5 protein-coding genes and 1 pseudogene are annotated in these 15,749 nt (G+C 69.3%); 1 reads left to right on the forward strand and 5 read right to left on the reverse strand.

Features of this window, described 5'->3' with window-relative positions; translation table 11 throughout:
* The 4 genes from ACWCPY_RS41580 to ACWCPY_RS41595 form a co-directional block, all read right to left on the reverse strand.
* On the reverse strand, positions 1-1,473 hold a 1,473-nt coding region (locus tag ACWCPY_RS41580; protein ID WP_451274171.1), incomplete at its 3' end, for an AAA family ATPase.
* A complete protein-coding gene (locus ACWCPY_RS41585; RefSeq protein ID WP_451274173.1) occupies positions 1,466-1,927 on the reverse strand; it encodes an ABC-three component system middle component 2 in 462 nt (153 codons plus the stop codon). The genes ACWCPY_RS41580 and ACWCPY_RS41585, both read right to left, overlap by 8 nt.
* On the reverse strand, positions 1,924-3,021 hold the full coding sequence (locus ACWCPY_RS41590; protein WP_451274175.1) for an ABC-three component system protein: 1,098 nt from the start codon (positions 3,019-3,021) through the stop codon (positions 1,924-1,926). Before ACWCPY_RS41590 ends, ACWCPY_RS41585 begins: the two co-directional genes overlap by 4 nt.
* Before the next feature lie 347 nt (positions 3,022-3,368).
* The gene (locus ACWCPY_RS41595; RefSeq protein WP_451274177.1) at positions 3,369-3,671 is read right to left on the reverse strand and encodes a hypothetical protein; all 303 of its coding nucleotides are present in this window, start codon (positions 3,669-3,671) and stop codon (positions 3,369-3,371) included.
* 415 nt (positions 3,672-4,086) lie between these two features.
* Between ACWCPY_RS41595 and ACWCPY_RS41600 the strand changes: the two are divergent.
* Positions 4,087-4,862: pseudogene (locus ACWCPY_RS41600) on the forward strand (IS5 family transposase); the annotation flags it as partial.
* 82 nt (positions 4,863-4,944) lie between these two features.
* On the opposite strand, the gene ACWCPY_RS41605 reads toward ACWCPY_RS41600, so the two are convergent.
* Positions 4,945-15,684, reverse strand: a complete 10,740-nt coding sequence (locus tag ACWCPY_RS41605) for a hypothetical protein (protein ID WP_451274179.1) — start codon at positions 15,682-15,684, stop codon at positions 4,945-4,947.
* Between the last annotated feature and the right edge of the window lie 65 nt (positions 15,685-15,749).

Genomic DNA, 15,749 nt, shown 5'->3' on the forward strand with positions numbered 1-15,749 from the left:
GATGTCCATGGCGTACTGGTCGTACTCGGCGAACTCCACCGAGGGGACCTTCCATGCTTCCAGGGTGCGGCGCAGCACGTCGTCGAACGACGTCAGGATCCGGTTGGGGACGTAGTCGGCGGGCCGCTGGGCCCCTCCCCTTGTTTCTCCGTCCAGCCGTGAGCGTCGCTGTTCCAGTTCGTCGATCCGCTCGTGGAGTTCGAGGTTCCGTTCGATCTCCGAGCGTGCGTGGAGATGCTCTTCCATGCGGGCGCGCATGGGGGCGAGCTGGTCCTGGGTGGCGGCGATCTCCTGGTCCATGCGGGCGGTGTCGTGCATCAGGGATGCCCGGCGCCGGGTGAGCGTTTCGAACTGGCCCAGCAGGTCCTCGATCGTGGGCAGCAGGTCGGCGAGGAGGCTGGTCGTCTTGGCAGTCTCGTTCTGGACGGCGAGGTGGAGCTGCGTCGTCTCGTGTTCACTGTGTCCGGGGTGTTGGTGCTCGGGCTCGGCGCCGCAGAACACGCAGGTGCCCACCCGGAAGTAGCCCAGCAGGCTGCCGGCTTCGGTCACCATCTCGAGGCGGGCGAGGTCGGAGCGGTATTGGTCCTCCAGCAGGCGGAAGCGCGAGACCAGGTCGCCGGTCTCCCCAAGGCGGGACTCCACCGTGGCCAGTTCCTCGGCTGCCTTCATCCGGGTGGTGACGGCTGTCAGATGCCGGTCTGTGATCACCCGTAGGGTCGTGGAGTGCTCGTCGATGGACGCCTGCAGACGTACCTGGCGGTCCCGCAGTTCCCTGACGTTCTCGTTCGTGGTCAGTTTGCTCTGCAGATCAAGGATGATCTGATCGAGCAAAGTGATCTTTCCTTTGTTGACCCGGCGCTGTCCTGCGTTAAGACCGGAGTCCACGTCCGGATCGCTTTCACCGGTCAGCATCAGCCGCATGACCGAGGCTGCTGCGGTCTTGCCGCTGGCTGCGGCCGAGGGCAGGACCGGGGACAGTGGTGCGACCATCCGCGTCTCGGGAATGACGGAGAGGTGGACGAGATCGCGCAGGGCCAGGCTGCGGCTGGCTCCAGCTTCGTTCTTGCGGATCCTCAGATCGGCCAGCACAAGTTCGTTCATGAGGAACAGCGACAGGCTGTTCTTGCTGCGTGCCGTGTGGGCGGCGGTGACCTGGGTGTCGGCAGGGGCGGTCACCACCGAGCGGAGATCGCTGCGGTAGAGGTGGATAGTGCTGCTGTGAGGGGCCCGCATTAGGGTCAGCGGCGTCCTGTCCGGCAGCCTCAGTCCCAAAAGGATCTGGCTGTAGCCGTTGGCTTCCGGCACCTCGGGTGGCTGGCTGCCGCCGAGCATGTACTCGATGGATTCGACGATGAACGACTTGCCGGTGTCGGACGCCCCGTAGATCACGGTGAGGTCCGGGCCAAAGTCCACGCTCGCGGTGGGCTTGTTCATGCCCGCGTAGGTGAGGTGGACCAAGCGCAGTTCACTCATGACCGGCTCCGCTCCGCGCGAGTTCCGCGGATGCCCGTCCGATGATCTCCTGTGTCGCAACACGGGCGTCCGACCGCGCCGCAAAGTGGTGCACCGCCCACTCGGCCCGCTCGCGCAGGGACTCGACGTAGGACGCCTTCAACACGTCGACGAACACGGGTCCCCGGTCGGTGGCCCGGTACATGAGCCCCTCGCTGTCGTCGACGATGCCGGCCAGGCCGGCACGGATCAGCACGAGCAGTGCCTCCTCCAGGACAGCTCGTTTCATCCCGAGCTCGCCCCCGCGCGCCGGCAGGTTGGGATGAAGGCTGGGCGGACCGTCGAATTCGCCGCTGTGGAGCACTACATGGTCCAGGGCAACCAGCCGTGCGATGTCCATGGGCTCGGGATGGCTCTCGGCCAAAAGGACAAGCGCGCGTACACCGACTTCGAGCGGGCTGTTGAGCGGGTTCACTTCTCTCCTTCCCGGCACCATGTCAGACGGTCCTCGTTCGCCAGGTGATGGCATACCCCTTTGCGGGCGTTTGTTTCGACGAAGGGGGTAAGGACTGTCGGGGTCAGCTGGACGGTGCCGGCCACAGCCATGACCGCGCCGTGCCGCTCCCAGCCATCCGGGTAGGAGCGGGCTGCGACTTCCACGACAATGTCGTACACGTCCTTCTTCACCCGTTCGAAGTACGCCGGCTGCGTGGCATCGCGAGCGAACACGCGCACCGCCTCGGCAGCATAGAAGGCCTCGCGCTGCCGCTTGAGGTGCTCGTCGGCCTCCTCGACGGTGGGCACGTCTTCCAGGCCGCTGATGGCGCCAGGGAAATGCTCACGGTAGACGTCCACGAGACGCTGGACATAGCGGGCTTCGTCCTCATGGTGCTGCGGCGGCGGAATCATCTGCCGGGGCCCCTGTTCGAAGGGGGCGTAGGGGAAACGATCCACAAAGTGCGTGGTCGTCTTGTGCAGCTCGAGCATCTCGTCCAGGTCCACGCACTCGAACATGGCGAAGTCGGTGTCCGCCGCCAGCTCCTCGACCGCTCGCCGCTGCTCATCGGTGAGCGCGGTCACGAGCTTGTCCCGGGTGGCGGACAGTTCCTGCAGGAACTTGGCCCGGCACTCGGTCGGCTTCGCGAACTGCCGGGGCAGGCTGCGCGAGATTCTCGGGGCGGCGAAGACGTACCGGGTGGGGACAGTGAACTCACCGGCCGCGGCGGCCACGAACATCTTGCGCATCTCCCCGGCCGCCGTGCCCCAGGACAGGGCAGCGGCGTACCGCTTGCACTGGTAATTGTGCCACTGCCCCTCCAGCCTCTGGTGGGACAGGTAGCCCGCCACGTCCACCCCATGGTCGCCCGAGCCGCCGTGGCGTTCAACCAGAACGTACTGCACGTCCAGCGCCGGAACCCACTCCTTGACGAACTCCTCGAACTGGTCAGGATCGTAGAAGGACACCATCTGCTTGGGTGAGGGCATCGGCGCCATGCGCAGCGAGTGAGCCAGCACCGTCAGCGGCGACTGCTCTGCCCCCGCGGGCCCTGCATCGTACAAATCAGACACCCTGATATCCCCCCATTGCTCCAGGTGACAGCAAGACCCCGTCAGGCCTGAGCAGACGCAATTCATACCCCTGGCCCCAACCACCAAACGACGTGTTCAGTTACCCGGCTTTGTGCCCCTTGGATTGGCCGCCCAGTAAGGGTGCATGGCGGAAAATGGCTGCGCGAACGGCTGCCTCGAGCGCCCGCCGCTGCCCATTCCGCGGTCCCGGTCGGGGTCCGCGGGACGCTGCGCCGGCTGCTGGTGCGGGCGTTCACTCTCGCCGTCGACGTTGGGCAGGATCCGGTCCAGCCGCTTGGGCCGCCACCACGCCTTGTGGCTCAGGAGTGCGAGCAGCGCCCACTCAGTCAGCTGCGGAGCCAGGAGCCCGGGGGCGGGCCGTCTGGTGCGTGGATCCCGTCCCGGGCGCAGTCCACTGCGAAGACCGCCCAGTCGCGTGTGTGTTCGCTCAGGGATCTGTCGCTGCTCATGTGGTGGAGGGTCGCCAGGGTGTCCGGTCCGCACGCAAGGTCAACCATGAGGAGGACCGTGGCCGCCTTGTAGCGATGACCGTCCGCGACCTCGGCGTCGAGGGCCAGCTCACTCAGCACGCGCCGTGCCTCCAGCAGGCCACCCGCGGCCGCGAGATCCCGGGCTGTCTGCAAGGCCACCACAGGCGGGACCTGCCTCTCCTGCACCAGCTGGTGCAGGACCTCACCCGAGACACGGCACCGGTCTGGGCCGTGACGCACCAGGGCGTAGGCGGCCGCGAGCCGAACCCCTGGCACCTCGTCCGCCTGGCGTGCGATGCGGGTGAGAAGACGCGACGACCGTGATTGGCTGGTCCATCCCCATCGATGAAGCTCCGCCGCCATCGACACGCGCTTGAGCCCGGTGCGGCGCGGTATCAGACGCTCCCAGATGCCCTGGGCTGAGCGATGCAGATCGGGTCCCCGCTCGGAGACACTCCGCAGAATGGTGAGCCGTTCAGCATCCGAATCTGCCGGACGCGTGTACACCTTTTCAAGTTCCACAGCCAGTTGGCGCCGGACATCGGGCCCCATGACGGTCAGAGCCGCAAGAGCGGCATGGAGAAAGGCCCGGCTCGACCGCAGACCCACCGGCCAGCCGGCGAGCCGGCCAACGTCGACCTGCGCGATGTGTTCAACGCGATTCTCTACATGAACCGCACCGGAATCCCCTGGAAATACCTCCCGCACGACTTCCCGAACCACGCCACCGTCTACGCCTACCACGCAGCCTGGCGCGATGAGGGAATCTTCGCCCAGCTCAATTACGACCTGACGGCACTGGCCCGCGTGAAGGAGGGACGCAAGCCCGAACCCACAGGCTCTGTCATCGACACCCAGAGCGTGAAGACCTCCACCAACGTGCCTGTGACCAGTCAGGGAACGGACGCCGCGAAGAAGATTGTGGGCCGGAAGCGGGGCATCCTCACCGACACGATCGGCCTGATCCTCGTCGTGACCGTCACCGCCGCGAGCCTCTCCGAAAACGCCCTGGGAATACGCCTCCTCGACCAGGCCAAGAAGGCATACCCGACCATCGCCAAGAGCTGGGTAGACACCGGCTTCAAGAAGGCCGTCGTCGAGCACGGCGCGCAGCTCGGAATCGACGTCGAAGTCGTCAACAGAAATCACGGAGTTCGCGGATTTCACGTCGTGATAAGGCGCTGGACAGTGGAGCGGAGTATCGGTTGGATCATGATGCACCGACGTCTCGCCCGCGACTACGAGACCCTCACCGCCAGCTCCGTAGCCATGATCCACGTCGCCTCGATCGGCAACCTCGCCAAGCACATAACGGACGAGACCACGCCAACCTGGCGAGGAACCTACTAGGGCATAAGAGGCAATTCACCCACGCTAAACGCCCTCTTACCAGTTCCCAACTTAGGCCTCCCATTGGAGTTGTCACAAATACCTATATCACCCCTTTGTCTCGGCTGGCGCTGTAATGGCTGGTGGCGGGGTCGTGGTAGAGCGGGAACTCACGCACCTCAGTACCTTCCGGTCCCACTTCCGGTACCGCGTCCGGTACCGCTTCCGGTTCTGTCGTGACGGTGTGCTGGAGTATCTGGATGCGTATGCCCAGGGCGTGGGCCAGCAGTGGGAGGAATGTCTCCCTGGCCGGGGAACGGGAAGTCCATGATTCTTCCCATTCCCACACGGCGTTGAGGAGGGTGTTCGTCTCGTCCTGGGTCAGGGGGGCGGTGCTTGTGGGGTATGCCTGTGCGGCGATCTGGGCCAGTGTCTCGGGGTCGAGGAGCTCCAGGTCTCCGGGGCCGGCGAGCCGCAACGTCGTGTGGAGGTCGGAGATGTGCCAGCGCACCAGGTCCGCAAGCACGTCATGTGTAATCCCGGGGGTGTGCACCATGTCGGCGAAGGCCGGCGCGTTGGCCGAGCGCCACCGGGAGATGATCTGTGCCGGCACCTCTTCCCGCATGGCCTGTTCCCGCAGATAGCCGGCCACCAGGGCGCGCAGCGCCTGGACGGCCGCGGCGGCGTGTTCAGGCAGGACGGGGAAGACCGCTTCCCTCCCGACCGGACCCGCACCCGCCTCCTGCGGGGAAAACTCCCGGAACACAGAGAGATCCCCCGGGGTGTCCCCCAGGAACGCGGAGAAGGAGAAGTCCCCCGGGATGTCTTGCGGGAATGTGTCCTGGTGGGTTGTGGTCTTTGTGGTCTGGTGGGCAATCGCGTGGTCGGTCAGGTCCTGTCGCACTGTGGTGGGATCGCTCAGCCATGCGTGGGCGCCGGGGTGGGTGTGTGCCAGGTCCGGCAGGCGGGAGAGGACCGCGTCCGGCGCGGTGGCCAGTGCCGCGAGCAGCAAGTTCGCGCCCGCCGCGGTGAGTACCGGCTGCGTCCCGGAATGGTTTCCCGGGTCGGCCTGTCGCTCTTGCTGGTCCAGGATCCCGGGAACGTCACCGGACGGGGCCTGCGGGTCGGTGACGTGCTCGTTGGTCCCCGATGCCTCCTCCCGCGCCCCCCGTTGGCCGTGTTGCTCGGTGCCGGCCTGTGGCTTGGATGGGGCGGCCCCGTCCTCCTCCCGGTGATGGCGGGTGGCCGGGTCGGTGGGGTGCACACCACGGTGGTGGGTCACTCCTGCCTGTTCGCGGGGGGTGCGGGCGAGGTCCCCGGCGGCCGGCGGAAGAGAGGCACGGCGGCGGGTTAGGCCAGGGCCCGCCGGTTCCCTGGTCTCCTGCGGTCCTGTCCCGCCCGGCCCGCCTGGCCCGCCGGAGGCACCCCGGGACAGCTCACCCGACCCGCCCCCGGCAAGGCCGTGCCGGCCCAGGGCATCCACCCGCACCCCCAGCCATTGGCGCCGCTCGCCGCCGAACCGCAGTTTGAGTGTCTTGACGGTGATGCCATTGACCTCGAGGACGCGCCTGATCTCGTCTTCCCGCAGGCGAAGGTGGGCGGCCAGGGATTCGAGGTGCACACCGGGTTGCTCGTTCGCTTCTGCCAGCTCACGGACGGTGCGGGCAAGGTCCCCGACGGTCGGGAGGTGAGCGATACCGTGCCCGCCCAGGTCCTCCACCCGCACCCCCAGCCGGTCGCGCTGCTCGTCGCCGAACCGCAGGCGGAGTAGCTTGACGGTGATGCCGGCGGCCTCAAGGACGCCCCTGATCTCGAAATCCTGCAGGTCGAGGTGCTCGAATTGCTGCAGGCCGCCGAGGTGGATGGTCAGGTCGCCGAGGTGCACACCGATCCCTTTCCGCCGCCCAGCCAGCTCGCGGACGGTACGGGCGAGGTCCCCGATGGGCGGGAGGTGGGCGAGGCCGTGCTGGCCCAGGGCATCCACCCGCACCCCCAGCCCGTCGCGTTGCTTGTCGCCGAACTGCAGTTTGAGTGTCTTGACGGTGATGCCGTTGGCCTCGAGGACGCCCCTGATCTCGGATGCCTGCAGGCCGAGGTGCTCGAATTCCTGCAGGCCGCCGAGGTCGGTGGCGAGGTCGTCGAGGTGCACACCGATCCTTTTCCGCTGCCCGGCCAGCTGGCGGATGGTACGGGCGAGGTCCTCGATGGGCGGGAGGTGAGCGAGGCCATGCTGGCCCAGGGCATCCACCCGCACCCCCTGCCGGTTGCGCCGCTGGTCGCCGTCCAGCAGCGTGAGTTGCTGGACGCTGATGCCGGCGGCCTGGAGGACGTTCCTGATCTCGTATTTCTGCAGGTCGAGGTACTTGAGTTCCTGCTGGCCGCGGAGGTGGGTGGTCAGGTCGTCGAGGTGCACACCGGCCCGTTTCCGCTGCCCGGCCAGCTGGCGGATGGTACGGGCGAGGTCCTCGATGGGCGGGAGGTGAGCGAGGCCGTGCCCGTCCAGGGCGTCCGCTCGCACCGTCGGCAGGTCCGGCACCGCCGGCGGGTCCGGCACTGTCGGGCCGGGCCCGCCCGGGGGCTCCTCGCCCTGTTCCGGGGCGGGTGGGCCGGTCGTGGCGGCGGGGTTCGCCGGGGTGGGGGTGTCCGTGGCGGGGGTGTGGCTGCCGTTGTAGTGGTCGCCCGTGTAGTTATGGAAGAGCGTGACGGAGTCCTGTGCGTCGTGGGGTCCCCAGACCAGGCCGTCTCCCGGGGCCCGTTCTCCCGTGCGGGTCTGCCGCAGGACCCGGATGCGTACGTTCAGGGCGTGGGCGAGCAGCGGCAGGAGTGTTTCTCCGGCGGTGTTGTCCCATTCCTCGCTCCACCGGGTGACGGCCCGGTACAGGGCATGGGACTCCTGGGCGGACAACGGCACGGCACTGTCCGTATACGCCCGCACCACCCGCGCAACCAGCCCCACCCCATCCAACCCATCCACCCCATCCAACCCGCCCAACCCGTCCAACCCGTCCGGGTTGTTGAGGCCGTCGAGGCCGTCCAGGTTGTTGGGGTGTCCGTCGGTGTCGTTGCTGGTGTTGGTGTAGTAGTGCAGGAGGGTTTCGAGTTCCCCGGGCTGCAGGGTGCCGTTGTTGTGGCGTTCGGTCAGCGCGTGGTGGAACTCCTCTCCCGCGGACTGGCGGTACTGCCTGATGACCTGCTCCGGCAGCCCTCCCGTGGCATCCCGGTCAAGAACGTACTCCCGCACCAGGTCGCGCAGGGCCCGCACGACCTGGTCGGCATGGCCGGGAGGACGGGTGGTGAAGGGGTCCAGGCTGTGGGCGTCCGCATAGGCGGTCAGCTCCTCCCGCACCCGGGAGGGATCGTCGAGCCACACCCGCAGGACGGGAGCCAGACGAGGCAGCCGGGAACCGACAAGCCCCGGATCGGTGACCACAACCGCATACAACTGACACAGCCCGTTGCCCACCGTACGCACCGGCACCACACCACCAGACCCCACACCACCAGGCCCCGCGCCCGGCACACCACCCCCGACGAACCCACCCCCGCCAGAACCCCCAGCACCGGCGGCGCCGGTGGCAGGGCCACCGACCCCCCACCGCGCACCGTCAGTGTCATCCAGAAGACCCAGTGAGTAATCCCGCTGTTCGTCGAGCGGCCCGCCGTCCCCGCTCTCACCGGTAGCCGGCCCCATCCCCAAAGCACCGACGACCTGCCCACCGGGGTCCTCTCCCTGTTCCGGGAAACCGGCCCCCCAAACGCCGGTGTCCAGGCCCTGCTCGTCGGCGGAGGGGTGCCAGTCCATCGCCTCGGCGGAGGGATCCCCGTCCGTCACCCCGGTGGCGAGGGTGGGGTCCGCCGGTGGTGCCGGGGGCGGGGCCTGGAGGGAGAAGTCCGCAAGGAACCGCTGCGCCTGTTCATGGTGCTCCTCGGTCACCTCCTCCTCGGAGCCAAGACCGAGAAGGGTCCTGGTCATGGCTGTCCAGTCGGTCTGTTCGTCCGTGCCGGGAAGGGCGAACACGTCGAAACCGGGATCGATACCGACCATCCAGCCGTCGTCGGGGTCGGGGTTGTGGTCCGGCTGGTTCATTCCCTGCTCCGGGAGACCAGCCCCCCAAACGCCGGTGTCCAGGCCCTGCTCCCCGGAAAGGTCCCAAAGGTCCCAGTCCATCGCTTCGGTGGAGGGATTCCGGTCCGTCACCCCGGTGGTGAGGGTGGGGTCCGCCGGTGGTGCCGGGGGCGGGGCCTGGAGGGAGAGGTCCGCGAGCAGCCGCTGCGCCTGTTCGTGGTGCTCCGCGGTCACTTCCTCCTCAGAGCCGAGACCGAGAAGGGTCCTGGTCATGGCTGTCCAGTCGGCCTGCCCGTCCGTGCCGGGAAGAGCGAACGCGTCGAGACCGGGATCGATACCGACCATCCAGTCGGGTTCGGGGTCGTGGTTGTGATCCGGCTGATTCGTTCCCTGTTCCGGGAGACCAGCCCCCCAAACGCCGGTGTCCAGGCCCTGCTCCCCGGAAAGATCCCAGTCCATCGCCTCGGCGGGCAGGAAGGTATCCGCCGGTATCGGGGGCGGAGCCTGGAGAGAGAAGTCCGCGAACAATCGCTGTTCCTGTCCGTGGTGGCCCTCGGTCACGTCCTCCCGGGCATCAAGACCGAGAAGGTCCCCCGTCATCGCGGTCCAGTCGATCTGCTCGTCCGTGCCGGGAAGAGCGAGCGCGTCGAGACCGGGATCGATACCGACCACCCGGTCGTAGTCGTGGCCCGGTTGGTCGTTCCCTGTCTGGGGGGCGGGGGGCTGGCCCGTGCTGTTGTCCTGGGTGGTTGCGGGCTGGGCGGGGTGTAGCGCGGCGAAGATGTTCTGGCTGGTCGTGCCAGGGGTGGTGGGCCCAGGGGCGGGGAGAGGTGCGGAGGGCGTCGGGACGGTGGCCCCGGTGGCGGTTTCTGCGGGCCCGCCCGGGCGCGGGGCACTGTCGGTGGGGTGCACACCGCCTTGGTGGTTCCCTCCTGCCTGTTCACGGGGGGTGCGGGCGAGGTCCCCGGCGGCCGGCGGAAGAGAGGCACGGTGGCGGGTTAGGCCAGGGCCCGCCGGATCCGTGGTCTCCTCCCGTCCTGTCCCGCCCGGCCCGCCGGAGGTATCCAGGGGCAGTTCACCCGACCCGCCCCCGGCCCCGGCGAGGCCGTGCCGGCCCAGGTCTCTCACCCGCACCCCCAGCAGGTTACGCCGCTCATTGCCGAACGACAGGTCGAGTCTCTGGACGGTGATGCCAGCGGCCGCAAGGACGCCCCTGATCTCGAATACCTGCAGGCCGCCGAGGCCGGTGGCCAGGTCGGCGAGGTGCACACCGGGTTGGTTGTTCGCTGCGGCCAGCTCGCGGATGGTGCGGGCGAGGTCCCCGATGGCCGGGAGGTGGGCGGTGCCGTGCCGGCCCAGGTCGTCCACCCGCACCCCCAGCCGGTTGAGCTGCTCGTTGCCGAACCGCAGTCTGAGTGACTGGACGGTGACGCGGGCGGCCTCAAGGACGGGCCTAATCTCGCCTTCGTCCCGGCCGAGGTGGGTGACCAGGTCGCCGAGGTGCACACCGGCGCGCTTCCGCTGCGCGGCCAGCTGGCGAATGGTGCGGGCGAGGTCCTCGATGGTCGGTGGCGGGGTGTCCGGGGGGTGGGTCTGGCTGGGACCGGCCGGGTCCGCCGGGGCGGGGGGGACCTGGGACGGGCCGGGAGCGTGAGGGTCTGCCCGAGGACCCATTGCCTCGGCGGTGAGAATGGTGTCCGCCGGTATCGGGGGCGGGGCCTGGAGGGAGGGGTCCCCGAGCAGCCACTGCGCCTGTTCGTGGTCGTGATCCGGCTGATTCGTTCCCTGTTGCGGGAGACGGGCCCCCGGAACACCGGTGTCCACGTCCTGGCTGTCCGGGTGGTGCGGGCCTGTCGTGAGATCCGGCCTGTCCCGAGAGATGTCCGCGGACGGCGGGGGCGTGCCAGTTGCATCCCGGGGCAGTTCACCCGGCCCGTCCCCGGCGAGGCCGTGCCCGCCCAGGTCCTCCACCCGCACCCCCAGCCGGTTGATCCGCTTGCCGTCAAACCACAGGCTGAGTTTCTGGGCGGTAATGCCTTTGACCTCGAGGACGTGCCTGACCTCGTCTTCCCGCAGGCGGAGGCGAGCGGCCAGGTCGTCGAAGTGCACACCGATCCGTTTCCCGGCCATTTGGCGGATGGTGCGGGCGAGGTCCTCGACGGTCGGGAGGTGGGCGAGGCCGTGCCCGCCCAGGTCCTCCACCCGCACCCCCAGCCGTTGGCGCTGCTTGCCGTCGAACCGCAGGTCGACTGTCTTGATGCTGATGCCGCTGGCCTTGAGGGCGCGCCTGATCTCGTCTTGTGTCCGGCGGAGGTGGGTGGCCAGGTCGCCGAGGTGCACACCAACCCCGGCCCCCCGTCCGTGCTGCGCGGCCAGCTGGCGGATGGCGCGGGCGAGGTCCTCGATGGTCGGTGGGGGGGCGTCCGGGGGGTGGGTCTGGCTGGGGCCGGCCGGGTCGGCCTGGTTGGTCGGGGCGGGGGGGTCCTGGGGCGAGCCGGGAGCGTGAGGGTCTGCCGGAGGACCCATTGTCTCGGTGGTGAGAGTGGTGTCCGTCGGTATCGGGGGCGGGGCCTGGAGGGAGGAGTCCGCGAGCAGCCACTGCGCCTGTTCGTGGTTGTGATCCGGCTGGTTCGTTCCCTGTTGCGGGAGACGGGGCCTGGGAAGGCCGGTGTCCTGGGATGGGCCGAGGCCGGGAGTGTCTCTCGGGCCCGGGAGGGGGATTCCCCGTCTCCGGCGTTTGGAAGGGTTCTGGTCCGTGGCCCGGCTCTCACGAGTGTCGCGCTTGCGAGCGTCGCGTTTGCGGTTCCCCATGGAGGTGCCGGGCTGGTCGTTCCCCGCCGGGGGGGCGGGGGGCAGGTCCGCGTTGCTGTCCTGGGCCGGCCCCGTGGGGTTCAGCACAGCGAAGACCCGCTCGCTGGTCGCGCGGGCGGCAGTGGCCCCAGGGGCGGGGAGAGGTGCGGAGGGTGTCGGGGCGGTGGCCCCGGGGGTGGTTTCTGCGGGCCCGTCCGGGTGCGGGGCGCTGTCGGTGGGGTGCACACCGCCTTGGTGGTTCACTGCCTGTTCGCGAGGAGTGCGCGCGAGGTCCCCGGCGGCCGGCGGAAGGGAGGCGGGGTGGTGGATCTGGTTGGAGCTGTCCGGGGCCGTGGTCTCCTGCGGTGCTGTCCTGCCCGGCTCGTCGGAGGCGTCCGGGGGCAGTTCACCCGTCCCGTCCCCGGCAAGGCCGTGCTGGCCCAGGGCATCCACCCGCACCCCCAGCCATTGGCGCCGCTCGCCGCCGAACCACAGGTCGAGTGTCTGGACGGTGATGCCGTCGGCCGCAAGGACGCCCCTGATCACGCCTGCCTCCAGGCCGAGGTGGGCGGCCAGGGCGTCGAGGTGCACACCGATCCGTTTCCCGGCCATTTGGCGGATGGTGCGGGCGAGGTCCCCGATGGGCGGGAGGTGGGCGAGGCCGTGCTGGCCCAGGGCATCCACCCGCACCCCCAGCCAGTTGAGCTGTTTGCCATCGAACCGCAGGCTGACTGGCTTGACGGTGATGCCGTTGGCCGCAAGGACGCCCCTGATCACGCCTGCCTCCAGGCCGAGGTGGGCGGCCAGGGCGTCGAGGTGCACACCGAGGTGGTTGTTCGCTGCGGCCAGCTGGCGGATGGTGCGGGCGAGGTCCCCGATGGCCGGGAGGCGAGCGAGGCCGTGCTGGCCCAGGGCATCCACCCGCACCCCCAGCCAGTTGAGCCGTTCGCCGCCGACCAGCAGCTTGACTGGCTTGACGGTGATGCCGTTGGCCGCAAGGACGCCCCTGATCACGCCTGCCTCCAGGCCGAGGTGGGCGGCCAGGGCGTCGAGGTGCACACCGAGGTGGTTGTTCGCTGCGGCCAGCTGGCGGATGGTGCGGGCGAGGTCCTCGATGGTAGGTGGGCGGGTGTCGGGGTGGTGGGTCTGGCCGGGGCCGGCCGGGCGGGCCTGGTTGGTCGGGGCGGGGGGGCCTTGGGGCGGGCGGGGAGCGTGAGGGTCTGCCGGAGGGCCCATTGTGTCGGTGGTGAGGGTGGTGTCCGCCGGTATCGGGGGCGGGGTCTGGAGGGAGGGGTCCGTGAGCAGTCGCTGTTCCTGTTTGTGGTGGCCCTCGGTCACATCCTCCTGGGGGTCACGGCCGAAAAGGTCCGTCATCGCGGCGGTCCAGTCGCTCTGTTCGTCCGTGCCGGGAAGAGCGAGCGGGGCGAGGCCGGGATCGGTACCGACCACCCGGTCGTGGTCGTGGTTGTGGTTGTGGCCCGGTTGGTCGTTCCCCGTCTGGGGGGCGGGGGGCTGGTCCGTGCTGTTGTCCTGGGCGGTTGCGGGCTGGGCGGGGTGCAGCGCGGCGAAAATGCCCTGGCTGGTGGTGGTTTCGGTGGCAGGGAGAGGGGCGGAGGGTGCCGGGGTGGTGGTCTCGGTGGCGGGGTGGGGGGTGGTTTGTGCGGGCCGGTCCGGTGCGGTGGCCGGGCTGGTCTGTGCTGGTGGCTGCCGCCGGCCGGCCGGGCCGGGCCGGCGGGGGGGCATTCCGCCCGGCAGTCGTGGACGTGCCTTCAGGGATGCTTCCCGCAGTGCGTGGAGGCGGTGGATGATGTCGTCGGGGTCCATCCGGTGGGCGGTGTGGAAGGCCTGCTTGGCGGCCGTGAGTGCCGCGGCCGCGTCCCGGGCGGCGGCCCGGGCCTGCCCGGCCACCGTCATGCCCCCGGCGGGCCCGTCCTGCCGGTGGTGGTGTTCTTCGAGGTGTTTGCGCGCGGCGGCCTCGACGAGCAGAGCCTCCTGGACCGGTGCCCAGGCCTCCGCGCGGGCATCGACCACGGCAGCGGACTCCTTCGGATGGCGGGCGAACACCGCTCTGCGGTCCCGGTCCTCCCGCTCCCACACCTCCGTGACCGAGACACCGGCACCGTCCCGCCCCGGGGCCAGGGCACTCTCCCCGACCCCGACGCTCCCGCCAGGACCCGGCGGTCCGGGAAGCACCGGATCCGTACTCAGGCCCACGGGCACAGCACGAACGAAGGACTCCCCGTCCGTAACGGGGGTGCCGGTGGCCTCCTCGTCCTGCCGGCCCGTACCGGTGTCCTGCCGGCCCGTACCGGTACTCGTGACCGGCACCGTGACTGCCGCAATGTCCGCCTGCGGATGACGGCCCTGGGATGTGCCCGAAACCCCCAGCGGGACAGACACAGCATCCTCCGGCACAAAGAGACCCGAAGCACTCCTGTCAGGACTGTGTGAATCAGGACTCTGCACGCCGGGAGCGGACACACCGGGACCGCGAGTGCCGGAGGCAGGCACGCCGGGGGTGCCGGTACCGGTGCCGGTGGCGGGGGTGTGGGTGGCGGAGTGGTGCTTGGCCGGCTGGACCGGTGCACTTCCGTTCTGTTGCACGGGTGCTGAAGGCACGGCCCGCGGTTCCTGGTTCCCAGGACCCTGCCGGTCGGTGACCTGGGCCGCCGTCTGCTGAGAACCGGCGGATCCGGCGCCCGGGACCGGGATGGTGCGCGGGCCGGTGGCCGGACCGGTTGCCGACTGCCGGACGGCCTGCCCCGGCACCTCAGCCACGTCCTCATCCTGCTGTTCCCGCTGTTCCTGCCGGGTGGTGAAGACGGGTGTGTCCGTGGGAGCGGTCCCGGACGGCACAGGGCCATGAGCAGCGAAAGGAACGTGCGGGACAGCACCGCTGCCGGGGCCCGTGGCTACGCCCTCACCGAAGAGCCGCGTTCCCTCCAGCCCGGTCCCGGTCTCATCACGCGGCAGATCAACCCGCTCGATTAAAGTCCGATCCCTGATCTGGTCCCGGATCTGATCCGGGGTCTGGCTGTGCCGGTCGTGGCTTCCGCCCACGGTGTTCATCCCCGTGGGCAGGCCCGAACCCGTGACCCCACCAGTGACCCCGCCGGTGACCCCACCGGTCGTGCCGGGCGGCAGGTCCACACCGCTCGCCGGCACCTCCGCACCGTCGTCCGGCAGACCCGGGCCGCTCTCCAGACCGGTATCCACGAAGCTCGTGGGAACGTCGTCGATGCCGGAGAGCGAAGACACCTCGCTGCCGCCGTTGACGTAGCCGAAGACCGGCGAGGTACCACTCACGTCGTCGAAGCCGCTGACATCGCTGAAGGCGAACGAGGTATCGCTCAGATCGCTGAAGACCGACGACGTGTAGCCCAGGTCGCCACCGTCGCTGAACGCCGCCGGCATGTCCGGCACGTCACGGACGGGCGCTTCCTGCCCCGGCCCCTGCGGTAGAAGGAACGGGGTATCCGTCAGCCTGGCCGACTCAGTAACAGGCAACTGCATGACCGGCAGCTGCATGTTGGGCGGCTGCGTGTTGGGCGGCTGCGTGTTGAGTGGTTGTGTGACGGGTAGTTGTGTGACGGGCGGCTGCGTGACCGGCGGCTGCATGTTGGGCGGCTGTACGAGGGGTGGTTGTGTGTGGGGTGGGTTGTTGAGGTTTTTGGTCGTCAGCCAGTGGTTCTTGCTGTTGCGGACGGTTCCGGATGCGTTCAGGGGGCGGGGCACGCTGTCGGTGTGGTTCTTCAGGGTGCTGACCAGTTTGGTGTTCAGCAGGACGCCCGCCCCGCCCACCGCCAGTTCCGCGGCGGAGGAGAGCGCACCGCTCACACCCGCCATCCACAAGTCCTGCAGACTGACCTTGAATCCTCCCTCGAAGGTCAGCCGGAAGAATCCCCCGGCCAGGAACTCCGCCCCGCCCTCGTTGAATCCCTCGGACACGATCTCCAACGGGGCCTTCACCCAGTGATGGTCCTTCATGAAGTTCTTCGGGACGAACCGGCTGAACACCTCGCCCCCGGCCTCACCGATGACCCCGGCCAGGA

It is taken from the genome of Streptomyces sp. NPDC002403 (assembly GCF_053593015.1).

Bases quoted from the DNA above. Each gene is read 5' to 3' on its own strand.
- ACWCPY_RS41605 (WP_451274179.1), bottom strand. From the start codon at position 15,684: ATGAAGGACCATCACTGGGTGAAGGCCCCGTTGGAGATCGTGTCCGAG.